This window comes from Pseudomonas sp. W15Feb34, from assembly GCF_023127765.1.
GTDB lineage: Bacteria > Pseudomonadota > Gammaproteobacteria > Pseudomonadales > Pseudomonadaceae > Aquipseudomonas > Aquipseudomonas synxantha_A.
Map to the genome: position 1 here is coordinate 222,869 of NZ_SPKN01000003.1, position 21,904 is coordinate 244,772.

A 21,904-nucleotide genomic window follows, 5' to 3' on the forward strand; every position below is an offset into this window, starting at 1 on the left:
AGAAGTCTGTGAAACAGAACTCCCTGAATGGATGGTTCAAGAGCGGCGCCCCAGGCGTCTGGATCAGCGGTGGCGCGGTGTCCATCGCGGTCATCATGACCATTGGTTTGCTGGCTGTGATTGCCGTGCGTGGCCTGGGCCACTTCTGGCCGGCCGACCTGATCCAGGCCAACTACAACGTGCCGGGCCAGGCCAACCATATCGTCATCGGCGAAGTGGTACAGAAAGAAGAAGTGCCGCGTGAGCGCCTCAAGAGCGCCGGCCTGCCGGTGCCGGACCAGGGCCCGGAATTCATGACCCGCGAGCTGATCAAGGTCGGCAACCGCGACTTGAACGGCAACGACTTCACCTGGATCGTCGGCGAATGGTTGAAGGACCAGACCAAGCCGGCCAACCTGATGGCCATTGAGCGTCGTGAGTGGGGCAACTTTTACGGCACCCTGGTCAACGTCAAGCAGGACGGCAAGGTCATCGCTGAAGGCGAAGCCGCATGGCCAGAGCTGCAAGCTCGCGTGGACCGTGTCAACAAGCTCGCCGCCCAGCTCAAGACCCTGGAAAAAACCGATATCGGTGCGATCAACGCCGGCCTGGAACGCATCCGCCTGCACGGGCGCAAACTGGAACTGGAAGGCAAGCTCGACGCCGCCGCCCAGGCCGATATGGACGCCGACCGCGCCGAACTCAACGCCCGCTATCAAGATATCGAGGCGCGCCTGGCTGACCTGCACGCTCAGTTCAACCGCGACGCCCTGACTGCCCGCGACGGCAACGGCAAGGAAGTGGAGATCGGCATCGGCAAGGTGGTGCACGCCTACCAGCCTAACGCCATGGGCACCCTGACCAAGATCGGCTTCTACTTCAGCAAGGTCTGGGAGTTTCTCAGCGATGACCCACGGGAAGCCAACACCGAAGGCGGGATTTTCCCGGCCATCTTCGGCACCGTGATGATGACCCTGATCATGGCGATGATCGTGACCCCGTTTGGCGTGCTGGCGGCCGTGTACCTGCGTGAGTACGCCAAGCAGAACACCCTGACGCGGATCATCCGTATCGCCGTGAACAACCTGGCGGGCGTACCGGCCATTGTCTACGGCGTATTCGGCCTGGGCTTCTTCGTCTATGTATTGGGTGGCTCGGTTGACCGTCTGTTCTTCGCCGAAGCCCTGCCGGCACCGACCTTCGGTACTCCGGGCCTGCTCTGGGCCTCGCTGACCCTGGCGCTGCTGGCGGTGCCGGTGGTGATCGTGGCCACCGAAGAAGGCCTCGCGAGGATTCCTCGCACGGTGCGTGAAGGCTCCCTGGCACTGGGCGCGACCAAGGCGGAAACGCTGTGGAAGATCGTGCTGCCGATGGCCAGCCCGGCCATGATGACCGGCATGATCCTCGCCGTGGCCCGCGCCGCCGGCGAAGTGGCGCCGCTGATGCTGGTGGGCGTAGTAAAGCTGGCGCCGTCGCTGCCGCTGGACGGCAACTATCCGTACCTGCACCTGGACCAGAAAATCATGCACCTGGGCTTCCATATCTATGACGTCGGCTTCCAGAGCCCCAACGTCGAAGCCGCACGGCCGCTGGTGTACGCCACCGCGTTGCTGCTGGTGCTGGTGATCGCCACGCTCAACCTGTCGGCGGTGTGGATTCGTAACCACCTGCGCGAAAAATACAAGGCGCTGGACAGCTAACACCATTCAATGTGGGAGCTGGCTTGCCTGCGATGCAGACGACGCGGTGTATCAGTAAGACCGCAGTGATGCCATCGCAGGCAAGCCAGCTCCCACAGACACAGAATTTGAGTAAGCCGCCCCGGCGGTTCAACGAAACGAATTGGTAGCACAGGGAGCATCCCATGCAACACGAAAACCAACCTCACGGCATCAACATGTCTGCCCTGGGTCGCGACAAACAGAGCCTGAGCCTGGCCCAGGAAACCGTGGCCATCGAAGTCCCGGGCCTGAGCCTGTACTACGGCGAAAAACAAGCGCTGTTCGACGTCAGCATGAACATCCCCAAGCAGCGCGTGACCGCCTTTATCGGCCCGTCCGGCTGCGGCAAGTCGACATTACTGCGCACGTTCAACCGTATGAATGACCTGGTGGACGGTTGCCGTGTGGAAGGTGCGATCAATCTCTACGGCACCAATATTTACCGCAAGGGTGAAGACGTGGCCGAGTTGCGACGCCGGGTGGGCATGGTGTTCCAGAAGCCCAACCCGTTCCCCAAGACCATTTATGAAAACGTGGTCTATGGCCTGCGCATCCAGGGCATCAACAAGAAGCGCGTCCTCGACGAAGCGGTTGAATGGGCTCTCAAGGGCGCCGCGTTGTGGGACGAGGTCAAGGACCGTCTGCACGAGTCGGCACTTGGCTTGTCCGGCGGCCAGCAGCAGCGTCTGGTGATCGCCCGTACCATCGCCGTAGAGCCGGAAGTGCTGCTGCTCGACGAACCGTGCTCGGCGCTCGACCCGATCTCGACCTTGAAAGTCGAAGAGCTGATCTACGAGCTCAAGTCCAAGTTCACCATCGTTATCGTGACCCACAACATGCAACAGGCGGCGCGGGTTTCGGACTACACCGCGTTCATGTACATGGGCAAGCTGGTGGAGTTCGGCGATACCGATACCCTGTTCACCAATCCGGCGAAGAAGCAGACCGAAGACTACATCACCGGTCGCTACGGCTAGGAAGCTGTGGTTCTGATTGCACTGACGCTGCGGTTCTCCGCACCTTACCGGACGCTCCAAGGACGCCAACATGATTAGCAAAGAAGGCCTTACCCATCACATCTCCGCGCAGTTCAACGCCGAGCTTGAGGAAGTGCGCAGCCACCTCCTGGCGATGGGCGGGCTGGTGGAGAAGCAAGTCAACGATGCCGTCACCGCGCTGATCGAGGCCGACTCGGGCCTGGCCCAGCAGGTGCGCGAGATCGATGACCAGATCAACCAGATGGAACGCAATATCGATGAAGAGTGCCTGCGCATTCTTGCCCGTCGCCAGCCGGCGGCCTCGGACCTGCGTTTGATCATCAGCATCTCCAAGTCGGTGATTGACCTGGAGCGCATTGGCGACGAAGCCACCAAGATCGCCCGCCGTGCCATCCAACTGTGCGAAGAAGGTGAAGCGCCACGCGGTTACGTGGAAGTGCGCCATATCGGCGACCAGGTGCGCAACATGGTGCGCGATGCCCTCGACGCGTTTGCGCGTTTCGATGCAGACCTGGCGTTGTCGGTGGCTCAGTACGACAAGGTCATCGACCGCGAGTACAAGACCGCCTTGCGTGAGCTGGCCACCTACATGATGGAAGATCCACGCTCTATCTCGCGGGTCTTGAGCATTATCTGGGTGCTGCGCTCCCTGGAGCGGATCGGCGATCACGCGCGTAATATCTCGGAACTGGTGATCTACCTGGTGCGCGGCACCGACGTTCGGCACATGGGCCTCAAGCGCATGAAGGCCGAAGTTGAAGGCTCCGCCGATCAAACGCCTAATGTTCCAGGCGAACCTGACGATAAGTAAGGTTGCCCGTGAAATTAACGCCCGGCCATTGGCCGGGCGTTTTCGTTTGTGGCAGCTGAATTTTTTGCGCGGGCGGCGAATAAAGTCCGAACGTGACTGCAAGGTTTTGGCAAAATGCCATCAGTCAGGCGTACTGCCAGCCGAGGTTTTTATAGGATGAAGGGTCGATGAGCAAAGTCAGTGTATTGGTGGTGGATGACGCCTCGTTTATTCGCGACCTGGTGAAGAAGTGCCTGCGCAATTACTTCCCCGGAATCAAGATCGAAGATGCGGTGAACGGCAAAAAGGCGCAATCCATCCTGATGCGCGAAACCTTCGACCTGGTGCTGTGTGACTGGGAAATGCCTGAGATGTCCGGTCTTGAGCTCTTGACCTGGTGCCGCGAGCAAGCGCATCTGAAGGCCATGCCGTTCGTGATGGTGACCAGCCGTGGCGATAAGGAAAACGTGGTTCAGGCGATCCAGGCCGGCGTTTCCGGCTATGTCAGCAAACCGTTCACCAACGAGCAACTGCTCAACAAGGTCAAGCAGGCCCTGCACAAGATCGGCCGCCTCGACGCACTGATCGCCAGCGCGCCGACCAAGATGAACTCGGCCTTCGGCAACGACTCCCTGAGCGCCCTGACCGGCGGCAGACCCGAAGCGGTCAAGCCGGCTCCGATGGCGGCACCCAGTCAAGGTCTGCTCAACACCCCACCCGTGAAGGCCCCAGCAGCAGCGGCGCCGGCTGGCAGTCGCGGTCAGGGCCAGTTGCGCCTCTCCAGCGGCACTCAGCAATGCGTGATCAAGGCCCTGAGCATCAAGGAAGCGTTGCTGGTGGTAAAACGCGGCGACGTCCTGCCTCAGGTACTGGAAAGCGCCGTGCTCGACCTTGAGCAGGGCGACAACGCCGAAGTCGCACGCCTCAACGGCTACCTGCATGCCATCGTCGCCTACGAGCCCAAGCCCGACAGCGACTGGTTGCAACTGACCTTTCGCTTTATCGACCAGGATGCGCAGAAGCTGGACTACATCTCGCGCCTGATTGCGCGCGGTACGGCGCAGAAGCATTTTGTGCCGGGTGCCTGATGGCCTGAATCAAGCAATCGACCGGTTGTCTGATTCCTGCTGGATGGCTTGATTTATATCTGTTCCGATATAGGCTCTCGATAACGCTTCAGTGTTGTCGAGCCTTTGCTATGCCTTGAAACAAAGCTGCACCGCCTTTGGTTGAGTCGTCGATTACGCTTTTTCTTTCCAGGAAAGGAGAAGTCAATGCCAAGGCACAAGGATGTGGTGTTTCTAGGAAGCTCGCTCAAGGATCTCAAGGATTTTCCTCTCGACGCCCGAAGGGCAGCCGGTTTTCAGTTGGATCTGTTGCAACAGGGTGAGCAGCCCTTCGATTGCAAGCCGATGAAAACGATCGGAAGGGGCGTCAATGAGATTCGGATCACTGAAGAGTCGGGAGCGTTTCGAGTGTTCTACGTGGTCAATCGGCCTGAAGCTGTCTATGTGCTGCACGCGTTGCGCAAGACCACACGGAAAACCGAAGGGCGGGATATCGAATTGGCGCGTGCCAGATTGCAGGAATTAGGTTAAGCCCATGACAAATCAAAAGTTACATACCGAACGTTTCAACTCTGTGTGGGATGCTCTGGAGGACACGCCAGCGCAAGCCGCCAATATGCGCCTACGCTCAAAGCTGCTGTTGGAGTTGTGCAACACCATTCGTAGCTGGGAGCTGTCCCAGAAGGATGCGGCGCTAAGGCTGGGTATCAGCCAGCCTCGCCTGAACGACGTACTTAACGGCAAGATCGACAAGTGTTCTCTTGATGCGTTAGTCAATCTGTCGGCCGCGGCGCAGATGAATGTGGATATCTGTTTCAACGCGCTGCCTGCGTGACGATCGTTTAGGTCGTCACGACGCTTGGGATATTGCCCAATTTTGCATTGGGCAATCGAAGGTCAGTCCAGCAGCAAGACCTTGGCCAGTACTATCTTGGGCCCTTTCATCTTCTTGATGATGATCCGCAAGCCTTCCACTTCCAGCACTTCCTCTTCTTCCGGCACGCGCTTGAGGGTGTCGTAGATCAGGCCGGCCAGGGTTTCGGCTTCGATGTGGTCCAGGTCGACGCCCAGCAGGCGTTCGACTTTGAACAGCGGCGTGTCGCCACGTACCAGCAGTTTGCCGGGCTGGTAGGCGAGGATGCCGCGCTCGGCCTTGCGGTGTTCATCCTGGATATCGCCCACCAGTACTTCCAGCACGTCTTCCATGGTCAGGTAGCCGATGATCTTGCCGTCGGCTTCCTCCACCAGGGCGAAGTGCGCGCCGCCTTTGCGGAACTGCTCCAGCAGTTGCGACAACGGCATGTGCCGCGAGACGCGTTCCAGCGGGCGGGTCAGTTCGGCCAGGTTGAAGGATTCGGGAATATGGTCCAGGGCGGCCAGTTCCAGCAGCAGATCCTTGATGTGCAACAGGCCCACGAACTCATTGCGCACCGCGTCATACACCGGGTACCGGCTGAATTTGTGGCGACGGAACAGCGCAAGAATCTCTTTGAGCGGGGCGTTGAAATCCAGGGTCACCAGGTCTTCCCGGGAGTTGGCCCAGTCCACCACTTCCAGTTCGCCCATTTCCACCGCAGAGGCCAGTACGCGCATACCTTGGTCGCTCGGGTCCTGGCCACGGCTGGAGTGCAGGATCAGTTTGAGCTCTTCGCGGCTGTAATGGTGCTCATGGTGGGGGCCAGGCTCGCCTTGGCCGGCGATGCGCAGGATGGCGTTGGCGCTGGCGTTGAGCAGGTAGATGGCCGGGTACATCGCCCAGTAGAACAGGTACAGCGGCACTGCCGTCCATAGCGACAGCAGCTCGGGCTTGCGAATCGCCCAGGACTTGGGCGCCAGCTCACCGACCACGATGTGCAGGTAGGAAATCACGAAGAAGGCGGCAAAGAACGACACGCCCTTGATCACTTCCGGCGACTGCACGCCGATCGCGCCCAGCATTGGCTCGAGGATGTGCGCAAAGGCCGGTTCACCGACCCAGCCCAGGCCCAGGGACGCCAGGGTGATACCCAGCTGACAGGCCGACAGGTAGGCGTCGAGCTGGCTGTGTACGGTACGCAGGATCTGCCCGCGCCAGCCGTTTTTGTGGGCGATGGCCTCGACCCGCGTGGCGCGCAGTTTGACCATGGCAAATTCCGCCGCAACAAAGAAACCGTTGAGCAGTACCAGGATCAGTGCAAAAAGAATCATGCCGAAATCGGCGAAGAGTGTAGCGAGGGTAATGCCAGGGGAAGGGTCCATGATGGGGTTTTGCAGGTTCCGTGTGTTCAATAAGGGATGACAGGTGAGCCTGAAAGGCAGGCGCAAGTCGGCCAATGTAGCGGCTGACGGGGCGCTTGCCTAGTGCCCGCTGCCGGGCGGGGCAAGGAACCTGTTCTCCAAAAGCATACAAATCCAATGTGGGAGGGGGCTTGCCCCCTCCCACATTTAGATTTGTGCTGTATTTGAGTTATTCATCATTGTCGATCACTGGCGAACGCGTTACCTGCGTTGTCGGAAAATGGCAGGTAAACGTACTGCCATGCCCCAGCACGCTGCTGATTTCCAGGCGCGCCCGATGGCGCAACAACACATGCTTGACGATCGCCAGGCCGAGCCCCGTGCCGCCGGTGTTGGAGTTGCGGCTGGAGTCAACGCGGTAGAAACGTTCGGTGAGGCGCGGCAGATGCTTGGCGTCGATGCCGATACCCGAGTCCTGCACGCTCAGGTGCGCGCCCTGTTCGTCGGCCCACCAGCGAATACGGATATTGCCCTTGTCCTGGGTGTACTTCACCGCGTTGAACACCAAATTGGAGAACGCGCTGCGTAACTCGCCCTCACTGCCCTTGAGCAGCACCGTCGGGTCGGCTTCCAGGGTGATCTGCTGGCCGCGTTCGCCGGAGAGCGCCTGGGCGTCATTCTTGATGGTGTGCAGCAGGCTTTGCACTGCCACCGGGTGGTTATCCGAAGGGTAATCGGTGGCTTCAAGCTTGGCCAAAAGCAGCAAGTCGTTGAGCAGGGTCTGCATCCGCGAGCCTTGCTGCTGCATCTGCTGCAGGGCGCGGCTCCAGCGCGGGTTGATCTCGTCGACGTTGTCCAGCAGCGTCTCCAGGTAGCCGCAGATCACCGTCAGCGGTGTGCGAAGCTCGTGGGAGACGTTGGCGACGAAGTCCTTGCGCATCTGTTCAAGCTGATGGATGCGGGTCACATCACGCACCAGCATCAAGTGCTCATTGTTGCCATAGCGCGTCAGGTACAGCTGGATGCGTACGCGGTCGTTGGTGGGCGACGGGATTTCCAGGGCTTCTTCGTAGTTGTCCTGCTCGAAGTATTCCTTGAAGCGCGGGTGGCGCACCAGGTTGGTCACCGGCTGGCCGCTGTCCTGTGGCGTCTTGAGACCCAGCAGGGTTTCGGCGGCGCGGTTCCACCATTCCAGGTTGCCGTCGCTGTCGAGCATGATCACGGCGTCCTTGAGCGCCGCGGTGGATTCCTGCACCCGGTCGATCACCGCTTGCAGGCGCCCGCGTACCCGTTGGTCGCGACGTTGCAGGTGGTAGATGCTGTCGAACACCTCACCCCACAGGCCATAGCCATCGGGCGGCGCCTCGTCGGGTTTGTGCTGGCGCAGCCATTCATGCAGGCGCAGCAATTGTTTGAGGGTCCAGCCCAGGTACAACGCGATGCCGGCGGCCAGGCTCCAGCCGTAATAGCCACTGATCAGCCCGACCAGCAGGCAAGCAGTGATCAACAGAAGCATGTGGCGGATCAGGGTGCCATGCCAGTTCTGGTTCACTTAAACATGCGTCCTTGTCAGCTGTTAAGGGAGGAAGGGGCTGGCTCAGCTTTTGGTGGAAAACCGATAGCCGGTGCCGCGCACGGTTTGTACCAGATTCTCGTACGCGTCGCCCAAGGCTTTGCGCAAGCGGCGGATATGCACGTCCACGGTGCGTTCCTCCACATACACATTGCCGCCCCACACCTGGTCCAGCAATTGGCCGCGGGTGTAGGCGCGCTCCTGGTGGGTCATGAAGAATTGCAGCAATCGGTATTCGGTCGGGCCCATCTCGGCGGGCTTGCCGTCGATGGTCACGCGGTGGCTGATCGGGTCCAGAATCAGGCCGTCGACTTCGATCGGCGCTTCGCCATCGGTCGGGCCGGCACGGCGCAATACGGCTTTGAGGCGCGCCACCAGCTCCCGAGGGGAAAAAGGTTTGGTGATGTAGTCATCGGCGCCCACTTCCAGGCCCTGGATCTTGTTGTCCTCTTCACCCTTGGCGGTGAGCATGATGATCGGGATATCCCCGGTCAGTTCGTCACGCTTGAGGCGCCGGGCCAACTCGATGCCGGACGTGCCGGGCAGCATCCAGTCGAGCAGGATCAGGTCCGGCTTGCGGTCGACGATAATGGCGTGGGCCTGCTGGGAGTTTTCCGCCTCCAGGCAGTCATAGCCGGCCATTTCCAACGCAACGGCGATCATCTCGCGAATGGGCGCTTCGTCGTCAACAATCAGAATGCTCCTGCCAACCATGCTCAAAATCCTCTTGTCATTTAACTGTCTTGCGCCGCATTAGATAACGGAATTATTGCAGTCGTGTGACAGTAATTTAGTCGCTTGGGCAATTCAGGGCACTCTGGACTACCCTTTGGGTCCGAATCCTGACAACCACAAAAGGAAGGTTCCGATGACTTACAGCACGATTTCCTGGAAAGCCCTGCTGCTATCCGCAGCCTTGGCGCTGCCAGGCCTGGCGTTTGCGGCAGAGCCTGCGATGACTAAAGAAGGGATGTTGGTGGATCACAAGGGCATGACGCTCTACACCTTCGACAAGGACGCCGATGGCAAGTCAGTGTGCAAGGACCAGTGCGCGACCAACTGGCCACCGCTGAAGGCAGAATCCACCGACACCACGACCGGTGACGGTGATTGGACGGTGATCACCCGCGACGACCAGACAAGCCAGTGGGCCTACAAAGGCAAGCCTGTCTACACCTACAAGGACGACAAGAAAGCCGGTGACAAGACCGGGGATGGCAAGGGTGGCGCCTGGCACATCATCAAGCCTTAAGTCTGCGGTGCTGCTGAATCCATCGGGGGCAAGCCCCCTCCCACACTTGAATGTATTCACACATCAAAATGTGGGAGGGGGCTTGCCCCCGATGGCGTCAGTCCTGCACTACCGAACCGCGTAATCCACCACAATCCCGACAAAAATCGCCAACCCCGCCCAATGGTTATGCAAGAACGCCCTGAAGCACTTCATACGGTCCCTGTCCCGGGTGTACCAGAACTCCCAGGCAAAACAGCCCGCCGCCGCCAGCAACCCCAGTTGGAACCAACCCCCCAGTTCAAACCGCGTGCCGGCCAGCAACAGGCACACCAGCGACAGCCCTTGCAGGGTCAGGATGATCACGCGATCAGCATCACCAAACAGAATGGCGGTGGATTTCACCCCGATCTTCAAGTCGTCATCACGGTCGGTCATGGCGTAATAGGTGTCGTAGCCCACGGTCCACAACAGGTTGGCGATATACAGCAACCACGCGGTAGCGGGCAGATGGCCGGTCTCGGCGGTAAACGCCATCGGCATGCCCCAGGAAAACGCCGCGCCCAGCACTACCTGCGGGTAATAGGTGTAGCGCTTCATGAACGGGTAGCTGGCCGCCAGCGCCAGGCCGCCCAGGGATAGCAGGATAGTGCTGGCGTTGGTCAGCAGCACCAGCAGGAAGCTGGTACCCATCAACACGGCAAAAAACACCAATGCCTCTTTCGAGCTGATCTTGCCGCTCACCAGTGGGCGTTGCTCGGTGCGCTTCACATGGCCATCGACCTTGCGGTCAGCCCAATCATTGATCACGCAGCCACCGGCGCGGGTCAGCACCACGCCCAACACGAAAATCACGATATTAAGCAGCGACGGCGAGCCCTCGCCGGCGATCCACAGTGCCCACAATGTCGGCCACAGCAACAGGTAGATGCCAATGGGCTTGTCCATGCGCGTCAACTGAATGAAATCCCAGGCCCTGGGGTTCAGGCGGTTCAAGGACTTGAGCAGACGTTGATACATCAGCAGTTCTCCGGATGGTCATGCAGCGCGTGCCAGAAACTCGGCAGGAAGACTTCTGCCACCAGCACGCTCAGCGCGCCGCGATCGAAGCGAGAGCGGCGCGCCCACAAACCGTCGGTCTGGTCCGCTGCCGGCAGGCATGGGCGAGGGTAATGGCACACTTCGATGGCCTGGCGGGTAAAGGCGCGGTCGCAGAACAACAGCTCCCCCAGCGAGCGACTGCCCAGCTCGTCCATATGCAGCCCGTCGCCCTGCAAGGCACTGCGCGCCGCCACGCTGCGGGCAAACACCCACGGCTGGTCATGCCCACGCAGGTACACCTCGCGCACCCAGCCGATGCTGGCCGGGGCCAGGCCCAGGGCGGCACATTCATCGTCGCGCAATGGCTGCCAGCCTTCGAACAGCGGCGTCACGCTGAAACCGTCGTTGGACAGCCCTGTCAGCCGTCGCGTCAGCGAGCCTTCGTCAAACAGCCAGTTGAGGGTCAAGGGCGTGGGCAAGGGACTCAGAAGGCTCTGGGTCAGCCATTGGCAAGCATCGGAAGGGGCGATTGAGTGCGGCACGGTGAGTCAGTATTGGCAGCAAAAGAGGCGGCGAGCTTACCATGGCACCCTGAACTTTTGCCGCGCCAAACCGGCCGTTTGCGCCGATCGTGCTTGCATCTGCCGGCCCCGATCAGTACAAAACGCCCTGAGCCGTGCGGCAACGCTGGATCCATCGACCGCCGGCCAACATGCCTGGACTTGAGGAAGCACGTAATGAAGAAGTGGCAATGTATCGTCTGTGGCTTGATCTACAACGAAGCGGACGGCTGGCCGGATGACGGAATCGCTCCGGGCACGCTGTGGCAAGACGTCCCGGAAGACTGGCTGTGCCCGGACTGCGGCGTGGGCAAAATGGATTTCGAAATGATCGAAATCGGCTAATTCTTAGTTTAAGACACGTACTACAAGGAGAAAGGAATGAACGCACCCGTCGTGATCATCGGCACAGGATTGGCCGGTTACAACGTAGCCCGGGAGTTTCGCAAGCTCGACAGCGAGACCCCATTGCTGCTGATCACCGCGGATGACGGGCGCTCCTACTCCAAGCCCATGCTCTCCACCGGCTTTGGCAAGAACAAGGAAGCCGATGGCCTGAGCATGGCCGAACCCGGCGCCATGGCCGAGCAGCTCAAGGCCGAAGTGCGCACCCATACACGTGTCAGCGGCATCGACGCAGGCCACAAGCGCCTGTGGATCGGCGAGGAAGCGGTGGCCTACCGCGACCTGATCCTGGCCTGGGGCGCAGAAACCGTGCGCGTACCGGTTGAAGGCGATGGGGCTGAACTGATTTTTCCGATCAACGACCTGGAAGACTACGCGCGCTTCCGCGCCGCGGCTGCCGGCAAACGTCGCGTGTTGTTGCTTGGCGCTGGCCTGATCGGCTGCGAATTTGCCAACGACCTGATCCTCGGCGGCTATGAAATCGACCTGGTCGCACCCTGTGAGCAGGTCATGCCGACCCTGCTGCACCCGGCGGCTGCCGCAGCGGTGCAAGCCGGGCTGGAAGGCATCGGCGCGCGTTTCCACCTGGGCCCGGTGCTCAATCGCCTGCAACGCACGGCTGATGGCCTTGAGGCGCACCTGTCGGACGGTGATGTGATCCACTGTGACCTGGTGGTGTCCGCCATCGGCCTGCGTCCTCGTGTAGACCTGGCCGCCGCCGCCGGCCTGCAAATCAATCGCGGGATCATGGTGGACCGTCACCTCAAGACGTCCCACGCCAACATCTACGCCCTGGGCGACTGCGCCGAGGTCGACGGCTTGAACCTGCTGTACGTGATGCCACTGATGAGCTGCGCCCGTGCCCTGGCGCAAACCTTGGCCGGCAACGCCACGGCGGTGAGCTATGGGCCTATGCCGATCACCGTGAAAACCCCGGTCTGCCCGCTGGTGGTGTCACCTGCGCCACGGGGCACCGAAGGTGTGTGGAGCGTCGAAGGGCAGGGCGCCGACATCAAGGCCCTGTGTCGCGACGCCAGCGGCCGCCTGCTGGGATACGCGCTGACCGGCAGCGCCGTCATGGAAAAACTGGCCCTGAACAAAGAACTTCCGCCATTGCTGGCGTAAATGCCAGCTGTTCTGTCGGAATCAGCACCGTTTCGCCTGTAGAAAGGTCGCCGGGAGACTGGCGGAGCGTGCGAGGGCGTGCCATCCTCACTCCCGTCTGCCGCAGAGTAGAGCCTGCGGCGCCTTGGGCGCTGCTCCACCAGAGAGCAGCACGGACATAACAACAAAAAACCGTCAAAGAGGCTTCATTTATGCGTAAACCAGATCTCGCAGCCGCCATCGCTGAAAAAGCAGACCTCACCAAAGAGCAGGCCAACCGCGTCCTTAACGCCGTACTCGAAGAAATCACCGGCGCCCTGCACCGCAAGGACAGCGTCACCCTGGTGGGTTTCGGCACCTTCCTGCAACGCCACCGCGGCGCCCGCACCGGCAAAAACCCGCAAACCGGTGAGCCTGTGAAGATCAAGGCAAGCAACACCGTCGCGTTCAAACCGGGCAAGTCGCTCAAAGACAGCGTCAACCCGTAAGTTAAGCGGTACCGTCTCGAAGGGAGGCGGGGCGGTAAAGAAAATGGGCACGCCGACTGGGTCGGGTGCCCATTTTTGTTGGGGGTGAAAAAAGGGTAGTGGGGAATATAAGTAGTTGTCTCTTGCAGAATTATTAATGGTTGAAGTGGAAGCTGAGTTGTAGCGAGTTTTTATTGAGTAATAATCGAATTATATAGTTGATATGGAACTACATCGGTACAGATATGACACATATGGCATGAGACAGCAGGGAGCGCGCTCTAAACTAATTTTTAGAGGTGTATATATGAAAATATTCGATCAGTCCCGTGTTCCATTGCTCACGCCATTAACCCAGCAAAAAAAGACGGAGATCAAATCGCCGTCGACGTCGGGTAGTACGGGGGGCGAGGCAAATAGTTCAAACGATAAACCGGATTACAGTCAGAACAAAGGGAGCGCTCAATACCCTCAAGCGACCCCTGAGGAACTCGTTAGTCGAAGCAAAAGGACTGCAGAAAGATTCGGCGCGCCAAGGGCCAGCATCAATCACAAGGGCAAGCCTCCCAAGTCTCGCAACCCTTCCAGGCGTCCACCTGGCAAGCCTGGCAAGTCTGGCAATACGCCTATTAAAAAGCCAGCGGGAGGATCGAACGGTCCCGGGGCGGCACGTAACACTGGAAATGACATTGCCGGCTTGCAACAGAACAACGCTTTCCCACCGGTTTCGCCGTCAGTCGCGATTACTATACGTAATGCGCTTCTAACGTCAGGGACCAGTAATTTGGTCAATAGCGGTTTTACCGTGGGGCAGCATTTCGTTTCCAAAGGCCTAGAAGAAAGGGTTGCAGCACAGGCAAAGATGCCTAGAGCAGAAGTAAAGAAACCAGACGGCACGACGGGTACCGTAGACCCTGCCGCGACGGAGGAGCAAAAAATGCAGGCGCGTCTTACAGGCGCAGAAATAAACACTGAGTCTCTGACCAACAGCATCATTTTCATCAACGAAGGCCCAGACGCGAAGGCTGTGGTAGCTAGCCCCGACGCGCCAACGGATACACAGGGGCGTTTGACCAACCTTGAGAAGCGGATGGACGCGATAGAAAGCCAAATGCCCGACATCGCTAAGCGTTACGGGCTTATCTATACCCCGTATGAGGCGTCTGAGTCATCGGAGGCGCCGACTGACAAGGCGCGTATGGAAAATGTTGAAAAGCGCTACGCGTTTATGAATAAGATGATTAAAACATTGGTCACACTTAAGCAGAACGAAGCTGACGCTGACTAGATTTGTAAATGCAATGAGGGCGGATTTAGCTGAATAAATCCGTCCCGTCCTCTTTTTAGATTTTTTATGTGGAATAAAACCTTGAGGTTACTTGAGGATTTCCCACGTTGTTTCCCCCTCGTAAGTTTGCACAGCCATCCGATAGATATCGGTCCATATATCCCCTGATGGCCTTTTAACAAGGTGTTTTGCACCAAATACATAAACAGTTTCACCTAGCGATATCCTTTCTTTGATGTGCTGCGCTGTAGGGGGTACCAGGAATTGATGCAAAAAGACCATAGGGAGACCCTGATGATATAGCCAGGCAGGTTCGCCTACCCATACGGGTTTATCCTTCATGCAAAGGTATTCGTTATCGAGTCGCTCCGTTAGCCATTTTTTTTTATTTTTTGGTGCGCCTTGCGCTACATATTCCTCGTAAAGCTTGCGAGCAAAATCCTCCGCGCTTTCATCTTCCATCGAGGCAGATTTTTTTTCCGCGACAGTCATTGCCGTGCCCCAGAAAACGTGAAAATCAGTCAACTCACTCATATCTGCTGCTCCTGAAAGGGTTCTCTAAAATTGCCCTGTGGTTTTTACAATTCTCACCAAATCCCAGCCGGTATGGCGATACTTGTCCATTGACTCATGCCCCCAAGGCGTCGCCTTGGTCAAGTTCCAATCTTCATGAGCCACTTTTGATCCGGCGCGTTGTGGAATGTATTGATGATTCAGCTCCATCGACACCGTGATTTCCTTGGTCGTGCCAACACGTCCCTTTAGTCGGCTTCTCAGAGTATTACGATAACGAACCTCTATTCTCATCTGCGGTGCCTTGCCTAGGGCCATTCGAGCCAGGTTTCTAGTTGAGTACTGGCCTGGCCGGGCATTGGCACCCGCGGCTTTCCAAACACCTTTCCTTGCTGTGCTCCAACATTTCCAGCCCCACGGGTCGATCCAGGCGATCGGATTCGGCCCATATTGATAGAGATTGATCCCTCCCGCCAACCCAAGAGGATCCGGTGTGGTAAACCGCCCGATATCCGGGTCGTAAAACCGGAATGTATTAAAATGCAGTCCCGTTTCTCGATCTAGATATTGCCCCTGAAACCGTAAGTTCTGCTCTTCGATGTAGGTAGGCTCGCGCACTTCCTCCACCGTACCGCCCCACATTCGATAACTGGTCCGCCAGATGACTTCGCCGTCTTCTTCGGTTAGCTGCTCCGGCTGGCTATTGAGGTCGTTATGGTAGTGACGGATTTTTTGCACAGGCCCCGTGCCGTCGACCCGGGCTACGGGCTTGTAGCCTTCATCTTCATAGATATAAAGGCTGGACTGACTATGCCTGGATTCCTGCAAGAGACGCAGCTCGTCCCAGAGGAAGCGCGTCATCCCCAACTGATAGCCATCGCTGCCATACTCGGCTTTTTCAATGCGACGCCCCAGGGGGTCATAGGTCATCCTTATCCTGTTGCCGCTATCATTTCGTACTTCAATCAGACGACTTTCCGCATCGTAGACAAAGCGCTGTAAACCGCGAGAGGCACTGCGCTTTTCGACCATGCGACCCAAGGCGTCGTACCGGTAACGCTTATCTTGATAGGTCAGCAGCCGGTTATGTTTTACCAAGCCACCTTGATGTGAACTATCGAGCAGGTTGGCTGCGGCATCATAGGCGCAGGTTTCGCTCCGTCCTGCCTGGTGGCTGACAAGAATCCGTTCGGTACTGTCGTAACCCAGATGCTCTTGATGATCGTGCACGCGATCAACACGATGACGTCCAATCACGTTGTCGCTGGGATCGTAGCTATAGTCGGTCTCTACCAGTGGTGGCAGCTGCCATGGTTGGTCGATGCTGCGACGCTGTCGGGACCGAACCCTTCCGCTACGGTCGTACGCAGTGCTTGTCTTGAGTTGACCCTGAGTACGCTGCACTTCGCGATGCAAGCGATCACGCTCGAAGTCGCTGATAACCTTTCCATCGAGATTCAACTGATGCAGGTGGCCACTGCCGTAATACAGGCGGTTCAGCCATCGACCATCAGGCAAGCCGGTTTGAATCAGATTTCCCAGTTCGTCGTAACGATGCTGCACAGACCCTGCCGAGCTTTTCTCCTCAAGGAGCTGCCCCATGGCGTCATAGCTGAAGCCAAGTAATTGCTCACTACCATCAGGCGCCGTGAAAGTAACACCGACCAGTTGGTCGTTGAGGTCGTGCGCGTAGCTGGTGGTACCGTCCGCAGTTATTTTGCTGACCAGGCGTCCCACGGGATCTCGCTGAAACTGATGTGACAGCGGCGCTACCGGCTCACCTTCCGTTCCCGGCAGGTAGTCAACGGCGACGACATCATCCAGCGGATCATAGGTGTAGCAGCGCCGGCTTTTATCCAGGTCCTGCTGCTGCACCATGCGGTCGGCTGCGTCCCACTCAAAGCGATAACTCTCACCGTTCTCGTTGGTCAGCTTGCTCAGACGTCCGTAGGCATCATGATCGAACATGACCGAACGGTTATGCGCGTCCCAGCGCTGTTTGACCAGACCGCGAATGTCATAGGCATAGCGTGTGGTGCTGCCGGCAGGGTCTACGTGGGCAGTCAGATAACCACTTGCGCTGCGTTGGAATTGTTCGACGCGGCCGTCCGGAAGCTGACATTCCAGAAGCAGCGCCTGAGGGCCGTATCGGTAACGCACCGATTCACCTTCGGCATTGGTCTGCACCACCAGATTGCCAAACGCGTCATATTGATAACGCGTCGGATAACCGGAACAATCGACTTCTTCGACCAGTTGGCTCCACTCGTTCCAATGCAATGTTCTGGATTTTTCCGTCGCATCGATGATGCGCACCGGCTGGCCGAAACCGTCATAGACATAGCGCGTGCGGTTGCCCAGTGGATCGACTTCCTCAATGCAGTTACCACGTTGGTCGTAGCGGTAATGCCAACTATTGCCCGCAGGGTCGGTTTCAATCTGAGGCAATGCCCAATGCGCAAGCCATTGTGTGCCACGGGTCCTGCCCAGCGGATCGGTCACTGTACTCAGGTTGCCGGAGTCGTCGTAACAGAAGCGCCATCTGCCGTTCTTTGGGTCAATCGCGCCTGCAAACTGGCGATCTTCGTTCCATTCGAATTCCCAGATACTGCCCGCGTTATCAACGTATCGGGTGATCTGATATTGCGGGTTCCAATGCCGAGTGCTGACGCGCATCAACCCATCGGTTACGCGTGTAATGCCCGCATCCAAGTCGTAGTCGAAGGTGTATTCATCACCCGCATCTGTCCAGTGCCGACTGACGCGCCATTCCGGGCCGTTTGGCCCAGGTACTTCAACCCATTGGTAGAAGCAACGCAGACCACTCGCCAATTGGTGCTCGACCATGCGTCTGCTGCTGTCGTAGGCAAAGCGCCGTAGGGTTGTGCCTTGGGCATCCAATACTTCGGCAAGATCGCCGTTGCTGTCATAGCGATAACTGACAAGTACGTCGCTGCGTGCATCGAAATGGTCCTGGCGCAGGTAACGCCGCTCGATGTGGCTCACACGACGCGGATGCTGAGTTGTATAACTCAACTCGACGTGCATGAAATCATGGGTGTCACGCAAGCGGTGAAGCCTTCCCTGGGCATCGTAATCGAGAAAGATCCGCCCTTCATTGCGATCACCCAGCAGGTGCAAGCGCATCCGTGAGTTGTTCTGCGGGTCGATTTCGAACAGCCGATACAGACCGTCGATGCTCTCGATCAATACCGCGCCTTCACCGCTGCGTCTCACCGCAAGGCCTTCGCCCGGATCGAACGCTCCACCGGACAACGGGATATAACCGATCTCCAGGCGCCGTCCCTGCTCATCGATATAGAACAGGTTTTCGTCGGCATCTATTTCGACCGACACCTCATAGTCGACGCTCCAGCCTGCGCCGAAGAGGCCGTTGCGACGTGTATCGAGACTGTTGTAGAAACGTTGCCAATCGATAGGGAGCAGGCCGGGCAGAACAAAGTCCAACTCCTCCTCTTCGCCCAAGACCTTGGCCCCTGTCGCGCTGTGCACCGGATTGGGCGAGCCATTCATGGCGCTCTTGAGCGCAGAGGTGACCTTGCTGGTCGCATACGAGACGGCGCCACCGAATACTAAGCCACCCACTAGACACGGCAACTTGGTCCAAAAACATTTCAAGTTGCCCCGCAATGCCATCACCACGGCAATGGCCAGCCCCACCCCCGGCGTTTTGCCGCTACGAATCTCCTGCACTACGATGGTCTCGCCACCAATGCGCACATCCGGCGAAATCAGGCCCTTGGCCGTGCCAATCTTGGCGTCACAGGTACTGCGATCCCCGCTGCGTGCCGCCGGCTGACCATTGATGAATACCGAACTGGAACCCTCGGCAATGAACTGCAGCGGCATGGGCGGATGCTTGTTGCACGCCACGGTATCCAGCGGGCAAGGCTCGGTGCCAGGGGCGGGCGAGGCGACGGTCGGGCGCCACATCTGCGAGAAAAACTCTCCGGCCATATCCAGGAAGCTCGGCGCTGCCGGCTCGCTGGGCGCGACGGGTACAGCCGTCATCTTGCCCGCGGCGCGGGCGGCCTTTTTGCCATTGATGAACACGTTGTGCGAACCGCTGGTGATGAAGGCATCAATCACCGGCGGAAACACCCAGTTGGCGGCGGACTCGCACCAACTGGATATCTTCAAGTCCGCCCCCGTGAGGCCAGCGGTAATACCGACGACCGCGCCCACCACCAACACCAGGGCTACACCGCCGGTGGCGATGGTTGCACCAGTCGCAAGGAACACCGCCCCGGCAACGGCCAGGCAGCCCACAGTAGTGATCGCCGCATAGGCGGCCACTTCCAGCACACCGCCGAGAATGTCGGCCATCACCGAGGTGTGCAGCAGTGCGTCGCCTTCGCGGGCAGCCCAAAGATCGTCACTCATCGCTCAGGCTCGACTCAGGGCGTAGCAGTAAAATTGAGCGTGTTTTTGAGTGTCGCCCAATGAGCTGCCTCGGCAGAGCCCAGGGGCTGGGTCTTGACGTAGCTCAGTGCAATCAGTTGGCGGGTGCCGGGTATCTGCATTGCCAGCTGATATTGGTAAATGTTGTCGCTGCCTTTGTTGAAACGGTTCTGTACTTCAAACGCGTCGATGTCCTGCGCCGGACCGACCTTGACCGCTTGTGCGGGGGAATAGCGCAGATCCTTGACCTGCTGCTCGAGCTTTTTCAGCTGGCCCTCGAAATTGCTTTGCAGGCTCTCGCCATCGGCCAAGGGGCTGCGGCTCACCACCAGGGTAGTGCCCAGCTTGGCGAACCTGAGGATATTGATCGAGGTGTCCTGTACCTCGGCATCGGGCAGGGTGAATTGGGCTTCGTTGATCAGGTAGTTCATGGTGGCGAAATCTCGTTATTGACCAGCACCGGGCTTACCGGGAAATTTTGATTCGACGGCGGACTTGATCGTGCTTTGCACGCCTTGGGCACCGGGCGATGTGCCCTTGTCACTGCCCAGGTTGATGTCCAATTTTCCCTTTGTCTGGATCTTGCTGCTGCCGGTGGAAAACAGGTTGAACGAGCCACAGGTCAGGTTGATGTCGCCGCCAGCCTTGAGCTCAATCACGCTGTCGCCGCACACCAGGCGAATACTCTCGCCGGCCTCGATGGTGTAACTCGTGGCGGCGCTGTCGGACTTGGCTGCGCCCACGATCACCGTGTCGTTATTGCGCACAACCCGCAGGCGGTTGCTGCCGATGGTCACCGTCTCGTTATGGCCAATACTTTTATTCCGGTCATGCCCCACCGAGTGGCTTTCATCCACCTCCACGACGATGTCCTGGTTACGCTCGGCATGGATGTACAACTGCTCCAGCCCCTTCTTGTCTTCCATGCGGATTTCATTGAAGTTGGCCGGTGTGCCGCCTTTGCTGGAGCGGCTTTTCATGCCGCTCTGGGTGGCGTTTTCCGGTAGGTCGTAAGGCACCGTCTGCTCGGCGTTGTAGACGCGACCGGTGATGATCGGTCGGTCCGGGTCGCCTTCAAGGAAGCTGACAATCACTTCCTGGCCGATGCGTGGAATCTGCATCGAGCCCCAGTTCTTGCCGGCCCAGGATTGCGACACACGAATCCAGCACGAGCTGTTTTCGTTGGATTGGTCGTGGCGGTCCCAATAGAAATGCACCTTCACGCGGCCGTACTGGTCGGTCCAGATTTCCTCGCCCTTGGGGCCTACCACCAAGGCGGTCTGCGGGCCTTTGACGATGGGGCGGTGAGTATTGGCCAGCGGGCGGAAACTTTGTTGGGCGTCGATGCAGGTCAGGCTGCTTTCAAACTGCGCCGAGCCTGAGCCGCCACCGCTTTCCAGGCTTTCCTGCACGATGAAGTAGCGGCAACCGACGATCAGGTACTCGCGGTTCTGGTCCTGGCGGCTGAAGCCGGTGAGGCTGAACAGATGGCCCGAGCCCAGGCCACGCGCATTGCCGCTGAACTCGATCTGTTCATGCAGGGTTTGCAGGGCTTCGATGCGGGTGCGCGCATAGTGTTCGCCGTCGGCGCTTTGCACGTAGGTGCCGGGGTAGTCGTACAGCGGGTAGTCGCCGGCGGTGTGCGGGCGCGGCATGGCCGAGCGCACGTCGATGCTCGCGCTGGGGCGCTGGAAGTCGTAGTCGTTCAGCTCCAGCGAGCCCGGCTGCACCTCCTGCGCCAGGTGCCAATTGTGCATATGGTCGCGTTCGCGCTGCTGCTCGTCCTTGGGGTAGTAGGGGATCGACGCATAGCCAGGCACGTTGGTGTGAGCGCCATAGGCGTCGGCCAGCACCAGCACATGGCGGTCCTGTTCATGGCGGAAGAAGTAGTAGATGCCTTCCTGTTCCATCAGCCGGCTGACGAAATCGAAGCTGGTCTCGCGGTACTGCACGCAGTACTCCCACTCGCGATATGGCCGGCTCAGGGCGTCTTCGAAGTCGGAGAAACCCAGGTCGCGGAACACCTGCTTGATGATCTGCGGGATGCTCAGGTTCTGGAAAATCCGGCAATCGGAGGTGCGGCTGAGCAACCACAGCCATGGGCGCAGGGTGACCTGGTAACTGGCGAACTGACCCTGGTCGATGTTCTGGCTGCAACGCGCGACGATGCCGTGAAAGTGCCGCTCGCCACCGTCCGCCAGTTGCAGGCCCACGCTCATGGGCTTGCCGAGCAACTGGTTGAGGTCGATGTTGGCGTCCAGGGACGTCAGTTGCAGCTCATAGTTGAACAGCCTTCCTAACTCTTCACCGCCGCCCATTTCGTTGAGCAACAGCACATCCGGCCCGAGAGGGCTGGTGATCTTGGCCAGGCGTGAGGCTTGGTTGAATAGCATCGGTTAACCCGTAAGTGTCGTAATAACTGAAGAAACCGAATCCAATGTGGGAGCTGGCTTGCCTGCGATAGCAATTGAACATTCAACATTGATGTTGACTGATACACCGCTATCGCAGGCAAGCCAGCTCCCACA

General features: G+C 58.7%; 20 protein-coding genes. 11 read left to right on the plus strand and 9 right to left on the minus strand.

Annotated features, from left to right (window positions below; all coding sequences use genetic code 11):
- Positions 1 to 8 precede the first annotated feature (8 nt).
- The 6 genes from pstA to E4O97_RS01770 all read left to right on the plus strand — a co-directional run bounded on the left by pstA (position 9) and on the right by E4O97_RS01770 (position 5,390).
- Positions 9 to 1,679, plus strand: coding sequence for a phosphate ABC transporter permease PstA (pstA, locus tag E4O97_RS01745; protein ID WP_032878679.1), 1,671 nt, complete (start codon positions 9 to 11; stop codon positions 1,677 to 1,679).
- Between the two features lie 164 nt (positions 1,680 to 1,843).
- Positions 1,844 to 2,677: a phosphate ABC transporter ATP-binding protein PstB gene (gene pstB / locus E4O97_RS01750; protein ID WP_005792533.1), complete on the plus strand. Its 834-nt coding sequence runs from the start codon at positions 1,844 to 1,846 to the stop codon at positions 2,675 to 2,677.
- 70 nt (positions 2,678 to 2,747) lie between these two features.
- A complete protein-coding gene (phoU, locus tag E4O97_RS01755) occupies positions 2,748 to 3,509 on the plus strand; it encodes a phosphate signaling complex protein PhoU (RefSeq protein WP_017528598.1) in 762 nt (253 codons plus the stop codon).
- 167 nt (positions 3,510 to 3,676) lie between these two features.
- Entirely contained in the window at positions 3,677 to 4,576 is a 900-nt protein-coding gene (locus E4O97_RS01760; protein WP_248160784.1) for a response regulator, read from the plus strand.
- Between the two features lie 186 nt (positions 4,577 to 4,762).
- On the plus strand, positions 4,763 to 5,086 hold the full coding sequence (locus E4O97_RS01765; RefSeq protein ID WP_005792530.1) for a type II toxin-antitoxin system RelE/ParE family toxin: 324 nt from the start codon (positions 4,763 to 4,765) through the stop codon (positions 5,084 to 5,086).
- A 4-nt stretch (positions 5,087 to 5,090) separates the two neighbouring features.
- Entirely contained in the window at positions 5,091 to 5,390 is a 300-nt protein-coding gene (locus E4O97_RS01770) for an XRE family transcriptional regulator (RefSeq protein WP_005792529.1), read from the plus strand.
- 62 nt (positions 5,391 to 5,452) lie between these two features.
- Here E4O97_RS01770 and E4O97_RS01775 read toward each other — a convergent pair whose 3' ends face one another.
- The 3 genes from E4O97_RS01775 to phoB all read right to left on the minus strand — a co-directional run bounded on the left by E4O97_RS01775 (position 5,453) and on the right by phoB (position 9,059).
- Positions 5,453 to 6,793, minus strand: a complete 1,341-nt coding sequence (locus E4O97_RS01775) for a hemolysin family protein (RefSeq protein ID WP_005792528.1) — start codon at positions 6,791 to 6,793, stop codon at positions 5,453 to 5,455.
- Positions 6,794 to 7,001: 208 nt separating this feature from the next.
- Positions 7,002 to 8,288 (minus strand): phosphate regulon sensor histidine kinase PhoR, encoded by a 1,287-nt coding sequence (phoR, locus tag E4O97_RS01780; protein WP_236648093.1) that lies wholly within the window; start codon positions 8,286 to 8,288, stop codon positions 7,002 to 7,004.
- Positions 8,289 to 8,369: 81 nt separating this feature from the next.
- Positions 8,370 to 9,059, minus strand: coding sequence for a phosphate regulon transcriptional regulator PhoB (gene phoB / locus E4O97_RS01785; protein ID WP_005792526.1), 690 nt, complete (start codon positions 9,057 to 9,059; stop codon positions 8,370 to 8,372).
- Positions 9,060 to 9,213: 154 nt separating this feature from the next.
- Here phoB and E4O97_RS01790 point away from each other — a divergent pair, with 154 nt between their 5' ends.
- Positions 9,214 to 9,597, plus strand: a complete 384-nt coding sequence (locus E4O97_RS01790; RefSeq protein WP_078822653.1) for a hypothetical protein — start codon at positions 9,214 to 9,216, stop codon at positions 9,595 to 9,597.
- A gap of 108 nt (positions 9,598 to 9,705) precedes the next feature.
- Here the strand turns inward: E4O97_RS01790 and ubiA are convergent, their stop codons facing one another.
- On the minus strand, positions 9,706 to 10,596 hold the full coding sequence (gene ubiA, locus E4O97_RS01795; protein WP_248089226.1) for a 4-hydroxybenzoate octaprenyltransferase: 891 nt from the start codon (positions 10,594 to 10,596) through the stop codon (positions 9,706 to 9,708).
- Positions 10,596 to 11,159: a chorismate lyase gene (locus tag E4O97_RS01800; RefSeq protein WP_103734136.1), complete on the minus strand. Its 564-nt coding sequence runs from the start codon at positions 11,157 to 11,159 to the stop codon at positions 10,596 to 10,598. Before E4O97_RS01800 ends, ubiA begins: the two co-directional genes overlap by 1 nt.
- Positions 11,160 to 11,354: 195 nt before the next feature.
- On the opposite strand from E4O97_RS01800, the gene E4O97_RS01805 reads away from it, so the two are divergent.
- From E4O97_RS01805 to E4O97_RS01820, 4 genes are all read left to right on the plus strand, one after another.
- Positions 11,355 to 11,522 carry a rubredoxin gene (locus E4O97_RS01805; protein WP_002555879.1) on the plus strand — a complete coding sequence of 56 codons (168 nt, stop codon included), beginning with the start codon at positions 11,355 to 11,357 and terminating at the stop codon, positions 11,520 to 11,522.
- 36 nt (positions 11,523 to 11,558) lie between these two features.
- The gene (locus E4O97_RS01810; protein ID WP_248160785.1) at positions 11,559 to 12,707 is read left to right on the plus strand and encodes an FAD-dependent oxidoreductase; all 1,149 of its coding nucleotides are present in this window, start codon (positions 11,559 to 11,561) and stop codon (positions 12,705 to 12,707) included.
- A 191-nt stretch (positions 12,708 to 12,898) separates the two neighbouring features.
- Complete coding sequence (locus E4O97_RS01815) at positions 12,899 to 13,174, plus strand: HU family DNA-binding protein (protein WP_003195589.1); 276 nt, start codon at positions 12,899 to 12,901, stop codon at positions 13,172 to 13,174.
- A 286-nt stretch (positions 13,175 to 13,460) separates the two neighbouring features.
- Entirely contained in the window at positions 13,461 to 14,441 is a 981-nt protein-coding gene (locus E4O97_RS01820; RefSeq protein ID WP_248160786.1) for a hypothetical protein, read from the plus strand.
- Between the two features lie 87 nt (positions 14,442 to 14,528).
- On the opposite strand, the gene E4O97_RS01825 is transcribed toward E4O97_RS01820, so the two are convergent.
- The 4 genes from E4O97_RS01825 to E4O97_RS01840 are packed head-to-tail and all read right to left on the minus strand — an operon-like array spanning position 14,529 to position 21,769.
- Entirely contained in the window at positions 14,529 to 14,975 is a 447-nt protein-coding gene (locus E4O97_RS01825) for a hypothetical protein (protein WP_103734138.1), read from the minus strand.
- A 24-nt stretch (positions 14,976 to 14,999) separates the two neighbouring features.
- Positions 15,000 to 19,358, minus strand: a complete 4,359-nt coding sequence (locus E4O97_RS01830) for an RHS repeat-associated core domain-containing protein (protein ID WP_248160787.1) — start codon at positions 19,356 to 19,358, stop codon at positions 15,000 to 15,002.
- Positions 19,359 to 19,372: 14 nt separating this feature from the next.
- The gene (locus E4O97_RS01835) at positions 19,373 to 19,807 is read right to left on the minus strand and encodes a DcrB-related protein (protein ID WP_248133141.1); all 435 of its coding nucleotides are present in this window, start codon (positions 19,805 to 19,807) and stop codon (positions 19,373 to 19,375) included.
- A 15-nt stretch (positions 19,808 to 19,822) separates the two neighbouring features.
- Positions 19,823 to 21,769 carry a type VI secretion system Vgr family protein gene (locus E4O97_RS01840; RefSeq protein WP_248160788.1) on the minus strand — a complete coding sequence of 649 codons (1,947 nt, stop codon included), beginning with the start codon at positions 21,767 to 21,769 and terminating at the stop codon, positions 19,823 to 19,825.
- Between the last annotated feature and the right edge of the window lie 135 nt (positions 21,770 to 21,904).

Excerpts from the sequence above, each read along its gene's own strand:
- E4O97_RS01830 (WP_248160787.1), bottom strand. The coding sequence starts at position 19,358 with ATGAGTGACGATCTTTGGGCTGCCCGCGAAGGCGACGCACTGCTGCAC.
- E4O97_RS01835 (WP_248133141.1), bottom strand. The coding sequence starts at position 19,807 with ATGAACTACCTGATCAACGAAGCCCAATTCACCCTGCCCGATGCCGAG.
- pstB (WP_005792533.1), top strand. The coding sequence starts at position 1,844 with ATGCAACACGAAAACCAACCTCACGGCATCAACATGTCTGCCCTGGGT.
- phoU (WP_017528598.1), top strand. The coding sequence starts at position 2,748 with ATGATTAGCAAAGAAGGCCTTACCCATCACATCTCCGCGCAGTTCAAC.
- phoR (WP_236648093.1), bottom strand. The coding sequence starts at position 8,288 with ATGCTTCTGTTGATCACTGCTTGCCTGCTGGTCGGGCTGATCAGTGGC.
- E4O97_RS01815 (WP_003195589.1), top strand. The coding sequence starts at position 12,899 with ATGCGTAAACCAGATCTCGCAGCCGCCATCGCTGAAAAAGCAGACCTC.
- E4O97_RS01775 (WP_005792528.1), bottom strand. The coding sequence starts at position 6,793 with ATGGACCCTTCCCCTGGCATTACCCTCGCTACACTCTTCGCCGATTTC.
- E4O97_RS01810 (WP_248160785.1), top strand. The coding sequence starts at position 11,559 with ATGAACGCACCCGTCGTGATCATCGGCACAGGATTGGCCGGTTACAAC.
- E4O97_RS01770 (WP_005792529.1), top strand. The coding sequence starts at position 5,091 with ATGACAAATCAAAAGTTACATACCGAACGTTTCAACTCTGTGTGGGAT.
- E4O97_RS01760 (WP_248160784.1), top strand. The coding sequence starts at position 3,677 with ATGAGCAAAGTCAGTGTATTGGTGGTGGATGACGCCTCGTTTATTCGC.
- E4O97_RS01820 (WP_248160786.1), top strand. The coding sequence starts at position 13,461 with ATGAAAATATTCGATCAGTCCCGTGTTCCATTGCTCACGCCATTAACC.
- E4O97_RS01790 (WP_078822653.1), top strand. The coding sequence starts at position 9,214 with ATGACTTACAGCACGATTTCCTGGAAAGCCCTGCTGCTATCCGCAGCC.
- E4O97_RS01765 (WP_005792530.1), top strand. The coding sequence starts at position 4,763 with ATGCCAAGGCACAAGGATGTGGTGTTTCTAGGAAGCTCGCTCAAGGAT.
- E4O97_RS01840 (WP_248160788.1), bottom strand. The coding sequence starts at position 21,769 with ATGCTATTCAACCAAGCCTCACGCCTGGCCAAGATCACCAGCCCTCTC.
- phoB (WP_005792526.1), bottom strand. The coding sequence starts at position 9,059 with ATGGTTGGCAGGAGCATTCTGATTGTTGACGACGAAGCGCCCATTCGC.
- E4O97_RS01805 (WP_002555879.1), top strand. The coding sequence starts at position 11,355 with ATGAAGAAGTGGCAATGTATCGTCTGTGGCTTGATCTACAACGAAGCG.
- E4O97_RS01825 (WP_103734138.1), bottom strand. The coding sequence starts at position 14,975 with ATGAGTGAGTTGACTGATTTTCACGTTTTCTGGGGCACGGCAATGACT.
- ubiA (WP_248089226.1), bottom strand. The coding sequence starts at position 10,596 with ATGTATCAACGTCTGCTCAAGTCCTTGAACCGCCTGAACCCCAGGGCC.